Source organism: Actinoplanes sp. NPDC000266, assembly GCF_042899005.1.
Taxonomy (GTDB): Bacteria; Actinomycetota; Actinomycetes; order Mycobacteriales; family Micromonosporaceae; genus Actinoplanes.
In genome coordinates this window covers 230,552-244,698 of the sequence record NZ_JBIAZI010000011.1, presented here as the reverse complement: position 1 = coordinate 244,698, position 14,147 = coordinate 230,552, and the positions used below count along the sequence as shown (strand labels likewise).

Below are 14,147 nucleotides of genomic sequence, written 5' to 3'. Positions count from 1 at the left end.
GCTGTGCGCCGCCCGTCAGTCGCGGCGCCTCCTCCTGCTGGCGCGGCGGCCGGACGCCCCTTTGCCGGCCCGGGAAACGGTCGGCAACGCAGACCCTCCGCCGGTCGCAAATCCGGCGGACCGAAACGAGGAGATCCACCTGTGACCATCCGGGTTGGCATCAACGGATTTGGCCGCATCGGCCGCAACTTCTTCCGGGCCGCTCAGGCCTCGGGCGCGGACATCGAGATCGTCGGCGTGAACGATCTGACTGACAACGCCACGCTGGCGCACCTGCTCAAGTACGACTCGATCCTCGGCCGCCTGGGCCACGAGGTGAAGGCCACCGCCGACGAGATCACCGTCGGTGGCAAGACCTTCAAGGCGTTCGCCGAGCGTGACCCCAACAACCTGCCGTGGGGCGACCTGGGCGCCGACGTCGTCATCGAGTCGACCGGCTTCTTCACCGACGCCTCCAAGGCCAAGGCGCACATCGACAAGGGCGCCAAGAAGGTCATCATCTCGGCCCCGGCCAAGAACGAAGACATCACCATCGTCATGGGTGTCAACGACAACCTGTACGACGGCGCGAAGCACACGATCATCTCGAACGCTTCCTGCACCACCAACTGCCTCGCCCCGATGGCGAAGGTCCTGAACGACACCATCGGCATCGAGCGTGGCCTCATGACCACGATCCACGCCTACACCCAGGACCAGAACCTGCAGGACGGCCCGCACAAGGACCTGCGCCGCGCCCGCGCCGCCGCCCTGAACATCGTGCCGACCTCGACCGGCGCCGCCAAGGCCGTCAGCCTGGTGCTGCCCGAGCTCAAGGGCAAGCTCGACGGCTTCGCGCTGCGGGTGCCGATCCCCACCGGCTCGGCCACCGACCTGACCTTCACCGCGGCCAAGGACACCTCGGTCGAAGAGGTCAACGCCGCGATCAAGGCCGCCGCCGAGGGCCCGCTCAAGGGCATCCTGGTCTACACCGAGGACGAGATCGTCTCCTCGGACATCGTGACCGACCCGGCCTCCTGCATCTTCGACGCCGGCCTCACCAAGGTCATCGGCAACCAGGTCAAGGTCGTCGGCTGGTACGACAACGAGTGGGGCTATTCGAACCGCCTCGTCGACCTGGTCAAGCTCGTCGGAGCCTGATCTTGAAGACTCTCGACGACCTGCTCGGCGAGGGTGTCTCGGGTCGGCGCGTGCTCGTGCGCGCCGACCTGAACGTCCCGTTCGACAAGAACCAGCCGGGCGTCATCACCGACGACGGCCGCGCCCGCGCGGTCCTGCCGACGGTGATCGCCCTGCGTGACGCTGGCGCCCGCGTCATCGTCGTGTCGCACCTGGGCCGTCCCAAGGGCGCCCCGGACCCCAAGTTCACGCTCGCCCCGGTCGCCACGCGGCTCGGCGAGCTGCTCGGCGCGCCGGTCGCCTTCGCCACCGACACCGTCGGCGACGACGCGGCGGCCAAGGTCGGCGCGCTCCAGGACGGCCAGGTGCTCCTGCTGGAGAACCTGCGGTTCAACGAGGGCGAGACCGCCAAGGACGAGGCGGCCCGGGCCGCTTTCGCCGCTCAGCTGGCCTCGTTCGCCGACTACTACGTCGACGACGCCTTCGGCGCCGTTCACCGCAAGCACGCTTCGGTGTACGACGTTCCGGCGATCCTGCCGCACTACGCGGGCGGCCTCGTGCTGCGCGAGGTCGAGGTGCTCAAGAAGGTCACCGAGAGCCCCGAGCAGCCGTACGTCGTGGTCCTGGGTGGCTCGAAGGTCTCCGACAAGCTCGCCGTGATCAAGGCGCTGCTGCCGAAGGTCGACAAGCTGCTCGTGGGTGGCGGCATGTGCTTCACCTTCCTCAAGGCCCAGGGCCACGAGGTCGGCAAGTCGCTGCTCGAGGAGGACATGGTCACGACCTGCCGTGACCTGCTCTCCGAGGCGCAGGGGCGGATCGTCCTGCCGGTCGACGTCGTCGCGGCCACCGAGTTCTCGGCCGACGCCGACCACGTGACCGTGGACGCGTCCGAGATCCCGGCCGACCGTCTCGGCCTCGACATCGGCCCGAAGTCGGTGGCGCTGTTCGCCGACGCCATCGGCCCGGCGAAGACCGTGTTCTGGAACGGCCCGATGGGCGTCTTCGAGCTGGCGCCGTTCGCGGCCGGCACCCGGGGCGTCGCCGAGGCCATCACCAAGATCGACGGTTTCTCGGTCGTCGGCGGCGGTGACTCGGCCGCGGCCGTGCGCACCCTCGGCCTCGACGAGAGCGCCTTCGGGCACATCTCGACGGGCGGCGGCGCCTCCCTGGAATACCTCGAGGGCAAGACCCTGCCCGGCATCGAAGCGCTGGAGAAGTGACGTGACTGCGGAAGCTCGCCGGCCGCTGATGGCCGGCAACTGGAAGATGAACCTCAACCACTTCGAGGCGAATCTGCTGGTGCAGAAGCTGGCCGCGAGCCTGTCCGAGCAGCAGCTCACCGACGTCGAGGTGGCCGTGCTGCCGCCGTTCACCGACCTGCGCACCGTGCAGACCGCGGTCGACGGCGACAAGCTGCTCATCGAGTACGGCGCGCAGGACATCTCGCGGCACAAGTCCGGCGCCTACACCGGCGAGATCGCCGGCTCGATGCTGGAGAAGCTCGGCTGCACGTACGTGCTGGCCGGGCACTCCGAGCGCCGTGAGTACCACAACGAGGGCGACGACGTGGTCAACGCGAAGGTGAAGGCGGCCTTCGCGAGCGGCCTGACGCCGATCCTCTGCGTGGGCGAGGGGCTGGACGTCCGTGAGGAGAACGGGCACGTCGTGCACTGCACCACGCAGCTGCTCGCCGGGCTGGCCGGCCTCACGGCGGAGCAGGTCAAGCAGATCGTCATCGCGTACGAGCCGGTCTGGGCGATCGGCACCGGCAAGACGGCGACGCCGGAGGACGCGCAGGAGGTCATCGGAGCGATCCGGGCCTGCCTCGCCGAGAACCACGGCGCCGAGGCCGCCGGCGCGATCCGGATCCTGTACGGCGGCTCGGTCAAGGCGGCCAACATCGCCTCGATCATGGCGCAGCCCGATGTGGACGGCGCGCTCGTCGGCGGGGCGAGCCTCGACGCCGAGGAGTTCGCGTCGATCGCCCGGTTTCGGGAGCATGTAGCCCGCTGAGAAGTTCCCCGTGTGCCCGGGCGCCTCTGGCGTCCGGGCACACGCTATTGTTGGACCGCTGCTGTGCCCTTCGAGAGGAAACGAACCGACCATGCCGATGTGGTTCGCGTACACGTTGATCGTGTTGCTGGTGCTCACCAGCCTCGTGCTGACCCTGCTGATCCTGCTGCACCGCGGCAAGGGCGGCGGCATGTCGAGCATGTTCGGCGGCGGCGTCACCTCCAGCCTGGCCGGCTCGTCGGTGGCGGAGAAAAACCTCGACCGTTACACCGTGCTCGTCGCGGTCATCTGGTTCGCCTGCATCATCGGCCTGGGGCTCTGGATGCGCCTGGCACTGCCGGGCAGTTAATTGGCCAGGCACGCTTCCTGACGGAGCGTAATAGTCGTAGAATCTGCCGCGCGTCCGGTTCTGCCGGGCGCGCGGCGTTTGTTTTGGTTTGTTTCGTCCGAGACAGGAGTGACGTCCGTGTCCAGTGGCAGCGCCATCCGTGGCAGCCGAGTCGGCTCGTCCCCGATGCGCCCCGACGAGCGTACCGAGCCCGCACCGCGCCGGGAGGTGACCTACTTCTGCTCCGCCGGGCACATCAGCGACATCCTGTTCGCGGCTGAGGCGTCCCCGCCCGAGACGTGGGACTGCCCGCGCTGCGGCCAGCCGGCCGGCCTGGACGGGAAGAACCCGCCCGGGCGGCTGCGCTCCGAGCCGTACAAGTCGCATCTGGCGTACGTCAAGGAGCGCCGCTCCGACGAGGACGGCGCCAAGATCCTGGAAGAGGCGCTGGCCAAGGTGCGCCAGCGCCGCGGCCGCGACTAGGACGTCGAACGGCCCATGTAGGTCACGTTCTCGGCGCCGGGCACGGTGAGCTCGGTGAAGCCCAGGCGGTCGTAGAAGACGCGTGCTCCGGTGTTGGCCGGGTTCATCCCCAGATGCACCCGGTCCACGCCGGCCGCGCGCAGACCGTCGAGGAAGGCCGCCATCAGGCCCCGGCCGAAGCCCTTGCCCTGCCACTCCGGCAGCAGGTCGATGTGCAGGTGGGCCGGATAGTCGGCCAGGGCGGGGATGATCATGCGCTCCGGGTTGTGGTGCAGACTCAGCCACAGCTCGTCACGGGGGTCGTCGCCGTAGCGTCCCTCGGTCGCCGGGAGCCACTCGTCGCGGTAACGCTTGACGAAGTCCGCGGTGTCCTTCGTGCCCAGGACGTAGCCGACCGCCGTGCCCTCGCCGTCGTCCAGCACGAACGCCCGCTCGGGCTCCAGCACGACGTACGGCGCGGCGAAGACGTCTCCGACCAGCCGGTCGGAGCTGTTCTGGCCGCGGGCGTCACCGCCGGCGTCGGCGGTGCGGACGCAGATGTCGTAGACGGAGTCGAGGTCGCTGGGCCGGTAGGCGCGGATCTTTGGCTGCACGATGCGCAGTCTATGGTTCACCCGGCCCGTGGCCTGGCTCACGCCCTCGAGGTGGGCGCCGATTCGGCTCGGCGCCGCACCTTCGGGCAATCTTTCAGTTCTTCGCGGCCACGTTCGCCGCGGCCGCCTTGTCGAGCAGCCAGTACGTCTTCGAGGTGCCGGTGGCGTGCGCGGCCGGGAGCAGCTTGTCGCCGTTGAGGGCCTTGCCGACCGACTCGGTCTTGTCGGGCCCGGCCGCGATCAGCCACACCTCGTCCGCGCTCTGGATCGTCGGCATGGTCAGTGTGATGCGGTTCGGCGGCGGCTTCGGGCTGTTGTGTACGGCCGCGGTCGTGCCGGTCTCGTTGAGCACCGGGTGCTCGGGGAAGAGCGAGGCCACGTGGCCGTCCTCGCCGACGCCCAGCATCAGCACATCGAACGGCGGCACGTCGGCGCCGCCCAGGCGCAGCTCACCGGCGTACCGGGCGGCGGCCGCCCCGGCGTCGTCGCCGTCCGGGCCGTCCGAGGCGGGCATGGCGTGCACCCGGGCCGGGTCGAGCGGCAGCGCGTCGAGCAGGGCGGCGCGGGCCTGGGTCTCGTTGCGGTCGGCGTCGCCCGCGGGCAGGAAGCGCTCGTCACCCCACCACAGGTCCACGTGGGACCAGTCGATCGCCGCGGCGGCCGGCAGGTCCTTCAGGGTGTGCAGCACCTTGCCGGCGATGCGGCCACCGGTCAGCACCACGCTCGCCGTCCCACGCTCCGCCTGCGCGTCCACGATCTTGGCGACGAGCCGGGACGCCACCGTCGCCGCGAGGATGTCGGCGTCGGGTACCACCACGACCAAGGTCTTGCTCACGATCACTCCTGTCAAAGGCCGTGGGCCGCCTTCCGGCAACGGAGGCGGCCCACTTCTGGTTTTTCGAGCTATGCGGCCGAGCCGCCGGGGCCGGCCATCGCGCCGGCGTCGGACTCCGCCTTGGCGGCGAGCGCCGGGTCCCTCCAGACGTGCACGCGCATCGGCGGCTTCTGGTCGAGGCCGGTGACCCCGGCCATCGCGCCCAGCGCGTCGGCGTAGATCTGGTCGGCGTCCAGGCGGCGCAGCTCCTCGGCCAGCTCGTCGCCGACCGGCCGCTTCGGCAGCGGCATGTAGCGGTCCTCCTGGCCGGTGCGGCTGAACAGCGCGGTGTTCTCCTCGCGGGTCACCGTCACCGTGTCGCCGTTCTCGCACTGCAGGCTCACCGAGTGCATCCGCGGGGAGCGGTCGGTGTGCTGGAGCGCCGGGTGGATGCCCAGCCGCGACTGGAGCCAGCCCCGCATGAGCGCGGCCGTCGGGTCGGACTCGGGCGCCGTGATGGTGGCGCCGACGACCCGGGCCTCGGTGGTGTCGAAAGCGCCCGCGACCAGGGTCCGCCACAGGGTGATGCGGGTCCAGGTCAGGTCGGTGTCACCGGGCGCGTAGTCGATGGCCCGCTGCCGCAGCGCGGCCACCGGGTCGGCCGCCTGGGCGCAGTCGGTGATCCGGCGGTCGGCCACGACACCGAGGAAGTCGTTCGCGATCGTGTCCGGCGGGTCCTGGTGCCACCAGGTGACGACCGGGACGTCCGGCGCCAGCAGCGGCATGACCACCGACTCGGCGTGCAGGGCGAGCCGGCCGTACATCCGCATCACGACTGCCTCGGCCGGGCCGAGACGCCCGCCCACGACGATCTCGGCGTCCAGACGGCTGCGACCCTCCAGATCGGAGCGGACCACGATGAGCAGCCGGCACGGGTGCGCGGCGGCGGCGATGGTGGCCGCGGCCTCGGCCTCGCGGACCTTCTTCTCCTCGACGACGGCGACCAGCGTCAGGGCCAGCCCCGACGCCACACCGCCGGCGCTGCGCCGCTCGGCGGCGAGCGCCTTCACCACCTCGTTGCCGGTGGTGTCCCACAGCCCGATCATGCTCGCCTCCACGCGCGGCCCTCGCGGGCCAGCATCTCGTCGGACGCCCGCGGGCCCCACTCGCCGGCCCGGTACGGCTCCGGCTTGGTGCCCTTCCAGGCGGCCTCCAGCGGGTCGATGACCTGCCAGCTCTGCTCGATCTCGGCGGCGTCCGGGAACAGGGTCCGGTCGCCGACCAGCACGTCCAGGACCAGGCGCTCGTACGCCTCGGGGCTGGACTCGGTGAACGCCTCGCCGTACTGGAAGTCCATCGCGATGTCGCGGACCTCCATCGTGGTGCCCGGCACCTTGGAGCCGAACTTGAGCACCACGCCCTCGTCCGGCTGCACGCGGATGACCAGCTGGTTGTTGCCGAGCATCTCGACGTCGGCCGGGTCGAACGGCAGGTGCGGAGCGCGCTTGAACAGGATCGCGATCTCGGTCACCCGGCGCGGCATGCGCTTGCCGACCCGCACGTAGAAGGGCACCTCGGCCCAGCGGCGGTTCTGCACGCCGAGGCGTACGGCCGCATAGGTCTCGGTCGTCGAATCGGCCGGGATGTTCTTCTCCTCGAGGTAGCCCATGGCGCGCTCGCCGGCCACCCAGCCGGGGAGGTACTGCCCGCGGACCGAGCCCTTGGAGATGTCTTTCGGAAGGCTGATCGCCTTGAGGAACTTCAGCTTCTCGGCGCTGACGTCGCGCGGGTCGAAGCTGGTCGGCTCCTCCATGCCCACCAGGGCCATCAGCTGGAGAAGGTGGTTCTGCAGGACGTCGCGGGCGGCGCCGGACGCGTCGTAGAACGCGGCCCGGGTGCCGATGCCGACGTCCTCGGCCATCGTGATCTGCACCGAGTCGACGTACTTGGAGTTCCACACCGGCTCGAACAGGCTGTTGGCGAAGCGGAGGGCCAGGATGTTCTGGACCGTCTCCTTGCCGAGGTAGTGGTCGATGCGGTAGACGTCGCCCGGCGTGAAGACCTCGTCGACGAGCTGGTTGAGCGCGATGGCGCTCTCCAGGTCGCTGCCGAACGGCTTCTCCACCACGACGCGGCGCCATCCGCCGGACTTGGCGTTGTCGGCCATGCCCGTGCGGGCCAGCTGGTTGAGCACCAGCGGGAACGCGGCCGGCGGGATGGAGAAGTAGAAGGCGGCGTTACCCGGGATGCCGTTGCGCTCGCGCAGGTCGTCGAGGGTCTCGGCGAGGTTGTCGAACGCGGCGTCGTCGTCGAACGAGCCCGGCACGAACTGGAACTGACTGGCCAGCCGCTGCCAGACGTCCTCGCGCCACGGCGTACGAGCGCCCTTTTTCGCCGCCTCGTAGGCCAGGGACTCGAAGTCGCCGTCACCCCAGTCGCGGCGGGCGAAGCCCAGAACCACGAAACCGGGCGGCAGCAGACCTCGGTTGGCCAGGTCGTAGACGGCCGGGATGAGCTTCTTTCTAGACAGGTCACCGGTGACTCCGAAGATCACCAGAGCGCAGGGCTCCGGGATCCGGGGAAGCCTGCGGTCCTGTGCGGTACGCAGCGGATTGCCCACGTGATCCATCCTGCCAGTTTTCGGTGTCGTGCAGGTGTCTTAGCAGGTACGAGGTGAGGGGGCCCACCGCGGACGGTGGACCCCCTCATCGATCAGGCTGCGTCGCTCGGGCTCTTCGAGCCGGTGGCCGCCGCCTTCAGCGACTTGTCGACGCCCTCGAGCAGCTCCTTCCAGCTCTGCTCGAACTTGTCGACGCCCTCGGTCTCGAGGACCTTGACCACGTCGTCGAAGTCGACGCCGACGGCCTTGAGGTCGGCGAAGACCTTGCGGGCGGCCTCGTACTGACCCGAGATCGTGTTGCCGCGGGTCTCGCCGTGGTCGGCGAACGCCTTGATCACGGACTCCGGCATGGTGTTCACCGTGCCGGGAGCGATCAGCTCCTCGACGTAGATGGTGTCCTTGTACTCGGGGTTCTTGGTCGACGTGGACGCCCACAGCGGACGCTGCGGCTGCGCGCCGGCGGCCGCGAGCGCCTTCCAGCGCTCACCGCCGAAGATCTCCTCGTACGCCTCGTACGCCAGCTGGGCGTTGGCGATGGCGGCCTTGCCCTTGAGCGCCTTGGCCTCGTCGCTGCCGATCTTGTCGAGGCGCTTGTCGACCTCGCTGTCCACGCGGGAGACGAAGAACGACGCCACCGAGCCGATCTTGCTGAGGTCGTGGCCGTTCGCCTTGGCCTGCTCGACGCCGGCCAGGAACGCCTCCATCACCGCGCGGTAGCGCTCGAGCGAGAAGATCAGGGTCACGTTGACGCTGATGCCCTCGGCGAGCGTGGCGGTGATCGCCGGCAGGCCCGCGAGGGTGGCCGGGATCTTGATGAAGAGGTTCTCGCGGTCGACCAGCCACCACAGGGTCTTGGCCTCGGCCACGGTGCTCTCGGTCTCGTGCGCCTTGCGCGGGTCGACCTCGATGGACACGCGGCCGTCGACGCCCTTGGAGGCGTCGTACGCCGGGCGCTCCACGTCGCACGCGTCACGCACGTCGCGGGCCGTCATCAGCCGTACGGCCTCCTCGACGGTGACCCGCTGCGCGGCCAGGTCCTTGAGCTGCGCGTCGTACGCGTCCGCGTCCGAGAGCGCCTTCTGGAAGATGCTCGGGTTCGTGGTCACGCCGACCACGTGCTCCTCGGTGAGCATCTTCTTCAGCGAGCCGGTGGTCAGCCGGGGACGGGAGAGGTCGTCGAGCCACACCGCCACGCCCTGGGCACTGAGCTCTGCCAGTCTGTCTGCCATTACAACTACTCCTCAGTTACCGGTCGTGTGACCGGTGATCTCGCCGACCTTGGCCAGGGCGGCGTTGGCCTTGGCCACCACGTTGTCCGCGGTGAACCCGAACTGCTCGAAGAGGACCTTGGCGGGGGCGCTCGCACCGTAGTGCTCGATGCTGACGGGCTCGCCCGCCTCGCCCAGGATCCGGTCCCAGCTCTGCCGGATGCCGGCCTCCACCGTCACCCGGGCCTTGACGCCGCGCGGCAGCACCTGCTGCTGGTACGCGGTGTCCTGCTCGTAGAACCACTCGAGGCACGGCATCGATACCACGCGGGTCGGAGTTCCCTCGGCCTCGAGGCGCTCCTGCGCGGTGAGGCAGTACTGCACCTCGGAGCCGGTGCCGATGAGGATCACCTTGGGCTCGCCGTTGGAGGCCTCGGAGAGGATGTAGCCGCCCTTGAGGGTGCCCTCGGCCGACGCGTACTTGGTGCGGTCGATCGTCGGCAGGTTCTGGCGGGAGAGGGCCAGGCCGGTCGGCCGGTCGTTGTGCTCGATGGCGCCGCGCCAGGCGTACGCCGTCTCGTTGGCGTCGGCCGGCCGGACGATGTCGAGGCCGACGATGGCGCGCAGCGCCGACAGCGTCTCGATCGGCTGGTGGGTCGGGCCGTCCTCGCCGAGACCGATCGAGTCGTGCGTCCACACGTAGATGACCGGGAGCTTCATCAGCGCCGAGAGGCGGACGGCGCCGCGCATGTAGTCGCTGAAGACCAGGAAGGTTCCGCCGTACGGGCGGGTGCGGCCGTGGGCGGTGATGCCGTTGAGGACCGAGCCCATGCCGTGCTCGCGGATGCCGAAGTGCAGCGTGCGGCCGTACTCGTTACCGGGGAAGGCCTTCGTCGCGTATTCCGACGGAATGAAGGACGGCTCGCCCTTCATCGTGGTGTTGTTGCTCTCGGCGAGGTCGGCCGAACCGCCCCAGAGCTCGGGCAGCACCGGCGCGAGGGCGTTGAGCACCTGCTGCGAGGCGGCGCGGGAGGCCAGGCCCTTGGGGTCGGCCGGGAACTCGGGGAGCGACTTCTCCCAGCCTTCGGGCAGGGTGTGCGCGGAGAGCCGGTCGAACAGGGCCTTGCCGTCGGCGTTGCCCTTGGCCCACGCCTCGAACTTGGTGTTCCACTCGGCGTGCGCGGTCTTGCCCCGCTCGACCACCTGGCGTGCGTGCGCGAGCACGTCCTCGGCGACCGCGAACGACTCGTTCTCGTCGAAGCCGAGGATCTTCTTGGTCGCGGCGACCTCCTCGGCGCCGAGCGCCGAGCCGTGGATCTTGCCGGTGTTCTGCTTGTTCGGCGCGGGCCAGCCGATGATCGTGCGCAGCACGATGAACGAGGGCTTGTCGGTGACCTTGTTGGCCTCGACGATCGCCTTGTGCAGCGCCTCGACGTCCTCGTGGTACTCGCTGCCCTTCGACGGGTCGCCCTTGCGCCAGTCGACGTGCTGGACGTGCCAGCCGTACGCCGCGTAGCGCGCGCCGACGTCCTCGTTCTTGGCGATGCGGGTGTCGTCCTCGATGGAGATCTCGTTGTCGTCGTAGATCACCGTGAGGTTGCCGAGCTTCTGTACGCCGGCGATGGCGCTCGACTCGTGGCTGACGCCCTCTTCGATGTCGCCGTCCGAGCACAGTACGTACACATTGTGGTCGAACGGAGAGTCACCGGCGGCGGTCTCGGGGTCGAACAGGCCGCGCTCGCGGCGGGCGGCCATCGCCATGCCCACCGCGTTGCCGATGCCCTGGCCGAGCGGGCCCGTGGTGACCTCGACGCCGGGGGTGTGGCCGTACTCGGGGTGACCGGGGGTCAGCGAGTCCCACTGCCGCAGCGAGGCCAGGTCGTCGAGGGCCAGGCCGAAGCCGTTGAGGTAGAGCTGAATGTAGAGGGTGAGGCTGGAGTGCCCACAGGAGAGCACGAAGCGGTCGCGCCCGGCCCAGAGCGGATCGGTCGGGTCGTGGCGCATGACCCGGTTGAACAGCAGGTATGCGGCCGGCGCGAGGCTCATCGCGGTACCTGGATGGCCATTGCCGGATTTCTCGACGGCATCCATGGCCAGCACCCGGACAGTGTCCACCGCTTTGCGGTCAAGGTCGGACCAATTGAGAGCAGGATCTGTGGCAGCCACGTCGGTTGTGCTCCTCGGGCATGATTTTGGGAATCCCTTTTGAGCTTGACCCTATCCACTTGGGTTAAACCCGCGCCCGGGGAACGCCCGAGGCCCATACGCTGAGAGCGGACACGTCCTGTGTGACGCCATGCACCCGGCAAGGGTCGTCAGAGCAGCGGAGATGGCTGAGCGTAGGCTGTCCGAGCGTGCCGCCGGCTGCTGCCGGCAACGGTCGTGAGTTGGCTAGTGCCGATGCCGGAAGGTGGCAGTCCGTGAGCATGATCACCGAGCGTCCCGTTGGAGAACGGGAGCTTGGCAGTCGGGAGAACACCGCCGAGGCGACGCGTCGTGATCCCATCGCCTTGTTCCGCGCCTATCTGGCGCTGACCAAGCCGCAGATCGTCGAGTTGCTGTTGGTGACCACGATCCCGGCCATGATCGTCGCCGCCGGAGGGTGGCCTGACCTGGGCACTCTCGCCGTGGTGCTGATCGGCGGGGCGATGGCGGGCGGTGCCGCGAGCGCGCTGAACTGCTACATCGACCGCGACATCGACCAGGTGATGCGGCGTACGAAGCGGCGCCCGCTGCCGGCCAACAGCGTCACCCCGAGATCGGTCTTGATCTTTGGTCTGACCCTGGCCGTGATTTCCGTCGCCCTGATGGCCGTCTTCACCAACTGGCTGGCCACGGCGCTGACCGCGGGCGCGATCTTCTACTACGACGTCGTCTACACGCTCTGGCTCAAGCGGCGCACCGTCGCCAGCACGTTCTGGGGCGGCATCTGCGGATCGGCCCCGGTGATCATCGGCTGGGCCGCTGTCACGGGCGATGTGGGCGCCGTCGGATGGGCGCTTTTCGCCATTGTGTTCTTTTGGCAGATGCCGCACTTCTACGCGCTGGCCATCAAGTACAAGGACGACTACGCCCGCGCCGGCGTCCCGATGTTGCCGGTGGTGCGGTCCGAGGCTCGCGTGAACTTCGAGATCGTCCTCTACACGGTGCTGACCGTGGCCGCCTCGCTGGCGGCGTGGGCGCTGGGCCTCGGCCTGATCTACGGCATCACGGCCATCGCGACCGGCGTGGCCTTCCTGGCCGAGGCGTTCCTCTTGGTGAAGCGCACCCGGGCCGGCCAGCCGGCCAAGCCCATGCGGCTGTTCCATTGGTCGATCACGTACCTGACGATCCTGTTCATCGCGGTCGCGGTCGACGCCCTTGTCTGATCTTTAAGCTTCGGTCTCGTTCTCGTCACGGGCGGCCGCCGGCAGTTCACCGCTGCCGCGCGACCGCCCGTCGCCGTTTCCCGAGCACGTCTTCCCCAGCAGAGCGTCACCCGCGTCGCACAACGCGCCCGGAATGATCCGATTCTCGGTTACGGCAAGTCACTCAATCGATGGAAACCCGTTGATGGGTTCGAATCGGACAAATTGGCTGATAGCAATGTGTCCAACAGTTAAACCCGCAGGTAATTCCCCTCACAAAACCAGGGCGGGAGTGCTTGCTCTCCCAGATTCACTGCTTACGCTGCCCGTCATGGCTCAAGGTTCCGATACGACACTGACCGCGGGGATCAAATCCTTCGCCGCCGGCCACGGTGGCGCCAAGGCGGTCATCGAGTACGTCGGCAAGCGTGGTGCCCGCATTGTCCTCGTCGGCCAGGACGGCGAGTGGTCCGACCAGTTCGCCGACGACACCAGCACCGCCCGCAAGGCGTGCGAGAACGCCGGCGTCGAGGTGGAGAACGAGTGGGAGCGCGAGCTCATGGAGCAGATGCGCCCCAGCAACGACCTTTGGCGGTCGATGTCGCGCCGGAGCATGGCCCGGTAGAAACGTCCTGTGACTTCCTCTAATCACCCAGCGGCCCGGGAGACCTCCCGGGTCGCTCTCGTTACCTGTGACCTCTTCCCCGACCTGTGGGAGGGCGACCACCCGCTGCGCGACGCCCTGCGCTCGCGCGGCACCGAGGTCGACGCCGTCCGCTGGGACGACCCGGCGGCGGACTGGGCCGGGTACGACCTGGTCGTGATCCGCTCGCCGTGGGACTACGTCCCGCGCCGCGCCGGCTTCGTGGCCTGGGCGCGCGGAGTCCCCAGCCTGCTCAACCCGGCCGACATCATCGAGTGGAACACCGACAAGCGCTACCTCGGCGAGCTCGCCGGAGCCGGTCTGCCGGTCACACCCACCGACTTCGTCGCGCCGGGCGACACCTGGACGTCACCCGAGTCCGGCGAGTGGGTCGTGAAGCCCACGATCAGCGCCGGCAGCCAGGACACGGGCCGCTACCGCCTGCCGGACCAGCGCGACCTGGCCGAGGCCCACGTGACCCGCCTCCAGGAGGCCGGCCGCGTCGCGATGATCCAGCCCTACCTGGCGGCCGTCGACACGCTCGGCGAGAGCGCGCTCATCTTCACTCCCGACGCCACCGGCGAGCTGACCTTCAGCCACTCCATCCGCAAGGGCGCGATGCTGACCGGCCCCGACGAGGGAAACATCGACCCCGGCAGCGAGCAGATCACCCCGCGGACACCGACCGAGGCCGAGCTGGACGTGGCCGCCCGCGTCCTCCGGCACATCCCCGGCGGCACGAAGCGCCTCCTCTACGCCCGCATCGACCTCATCCCGGGCCCCGACGGCGCGCCGCTGCTGGTCGAGCTGGAGCTGACCGAGCCCTCACTCTTCCTCTCGGAGTCCCCAGGCGCCGCCACCCGCCTGGCCGACGCCATCCTCGCCCGCCTCTGACGCACTCGCGCACGACGGAGTGGTCGGCGGCCGCCCCGGGAGACAGGCGGCCGCCGTAGCTCTCGACGGCGAATCTTTCCCGATC

At 69.3% G+C, this 14,147-nt stretch carries 14 protein-coding genes; 8 read left to right on the top strand and 6 right to left on the bottom strand.

The features are described 5' to 3' along the window. The first annotated feature begins 141 nt into the window (after positions 1-141). From gap to ACFY36_RS38665, 5 genes are all read left to right on the top strand, one after another. The gene (gene gap / locus ACFY36_RS38685) at positions 142-1,140 is read left to right on the top strand and encodes a type I glyceraldehyde-3-phosphate dehydrogenase (RefSeq protein WP_499750859.1); all 999 of its coding nucleotides are present in this window, start codon (positions 142-144) and stop codon (positions 1,138-1,140) included. Further along, positions 1,137-2,339: a phosphoglycerate kinase gene (locus ACFY36_RS38680; RefSeq protein ID WP_499750974.1), complete on the top strand. Its 1,203-nt coding sequence runs from the start codon at positions 1,137-1,139 to the stop codon at positions 2,337-2,339. The genes gap and ACFY36_RS38680 overlap by 4 nt, the downstream gene beginning before the upstream one ends. A gap of 28 nt (positions 2,340-2,367) precedes the next feature. Further along, positions 2,368-3,132 carry a triose-phosphate isomerase gene (tpiA, locus tag ACFY36_RS38675; RefSeq protein ID WP_499750973.1) on the top strand — a complete coding sequence of 255 codons (765 nt, stop codon included), beginning with the start codon at positions 2,368-2,370 and terminating at the stop codon, positions 3,130-3,132. A gap of 91 nt (positions 3,133-3,223) precedes the next feature. Next, positions 3,224-3,481, top strand: coding sequence for a preprotein translocase subunit SecG (gene secG / locus ACFY36_RS38670; RefSeq protein ID WP_499750858.1), 258 nt, complete (start codon positions 3,224-3,226; stop codon positions 3,479-3,481). 117 nt (positions 3,482-3,598) lie between these two features. Then, entirely contained in the window at positions 3,599-3,943 is a 345-nt protein-coding gene (locus ACFY36_RS38665) for an RNA polymerase-binding protein RbpA (RefSeq protein ID WP_097322606.1), read from the top strand. Here the strand turns inward: ACFY36_RS38665 and ACFY36_RS38660 are convergent. The 6 genes from ACFY36_RS38660 to tkt all read right to left on the bottom strand — a co-directional run bounded on the left by ACFY36_RS38660 (position 3,940) and on the right by tkt (position 11,344). Then, entirely contained in the window at positions 3,940-4,536 is a 597-nt protein-coding gene (locus tag ACFY36_RS38660) for a GNAT family N-acetyltransferase (protein WP_499750857.1), read from the bottom strand. The two genes, ACFY36_RS38665 and ACFY36_RS38660, sit on opposite strands and share 4 nt — an antisense overlap. A gap of 94 nt (positions 4,537-4,630) precedes the next feature. Beyond that, a complete protein-coding gene (gene pgl / locus ACFY36_RS38655) occupies positions 4,631-5,371 on the bottom strand; it encodes a 6-phosphogluconolactonase (RefSeq protein WP_499750856.1) in 741 nt (246 codons plus the stop codon). Between the two features lie 68 nt (positions 5,372-5,439). Beyond that, on the bottom strand, positions 5,440-6,456 hold the full coding sequence (locus ACFY36_RS38650; RefSeq protein WP_499750855.1) for a glucose-6-phosphate dehydrogenase assembly protein OpcA: 1,017 nt from the start codon (positions 6,454-6,456) through the stop codon (positions 5,440-5,442). After that, complete coding sequence (zwf, locus tag ACFY36_RS38645; protein WP_499750972.1) at positions 6,453-7,970, bottom strand: glucose-6-phosphate dehydrogenase; 1,518 nt, start codon at positions 7,968-7,970, stop codon at positions 6,453-6,455. Before zwf ends, ACFY36_RS38650 begins: the two co-directional genes overlap by 4 nt. Before the next feature lie 92 nt (positions 7,971-8,062). Beyond that, a complete protein-coding gene (tal, locus tag ACFY36_RS38640; protein ID WP_499750854.1) occupies positions 8,063-9,199 on the bottom strand; it encodes a transaldolase in 1,137 nt (378 codons plus the stop codon). 12 nt (positions 9,200-9,211) lie between these two features. Continuing rightward, positions 9,212-11,344, bottom strand: coding sequence for a transketolase (tkt, locus tag ACFY36_RS38635; protein WP_499750853.1), 2,133 nt, complete (start codon positions 11,342-11,344; stop codon positions 9,212-9,214). A 260-nt stretch (positions 11,345-11,604) separates the two neighbouring features. Here tkt and ACFY36_RS38630 point away from each other — a divergent pair, with 260 nt between their 5' ends. From ACFY36_RS38630 to ACFY36_RS38620, 3 genes are all read left to right on the top strand, one after another. After that, positions 11,605-12,546, top strand: coding sequence for a heme o synthase (locus ACFY36_RS38630; RefSeq protein WP_499750971.1), 942 nt, complete (start codon positions 11,605-11,607; stop codon positions 12,544-12,546). Between the two features lie 310 nt (positions 12,547-12,856). Then, positions 12,857-13,150, top strand: coding sequence for a hypothetical protein (locus ACFY36_RS38625; protein WP_499750852.1), 294 nt, complete (start codon positions 12,857-12,859; stop codon positions 13,148-13,150). Positions 13,151-13,159: 9 nt separating this feature from the next. Further along, positions 13,160-14,062 (top strand): ATP-grasp domain-containing protein, encoded by a 903-nt coding sequence (locus ACFY36_RS38620; protein WP_499750851.1) that lies wholly within the window; start codon positions 13,160-13,162, stop codon positions 14,060-14,062. The last annotated feature ends 85 nt before the right edge of the window (positions 14,063-14,147 follow it).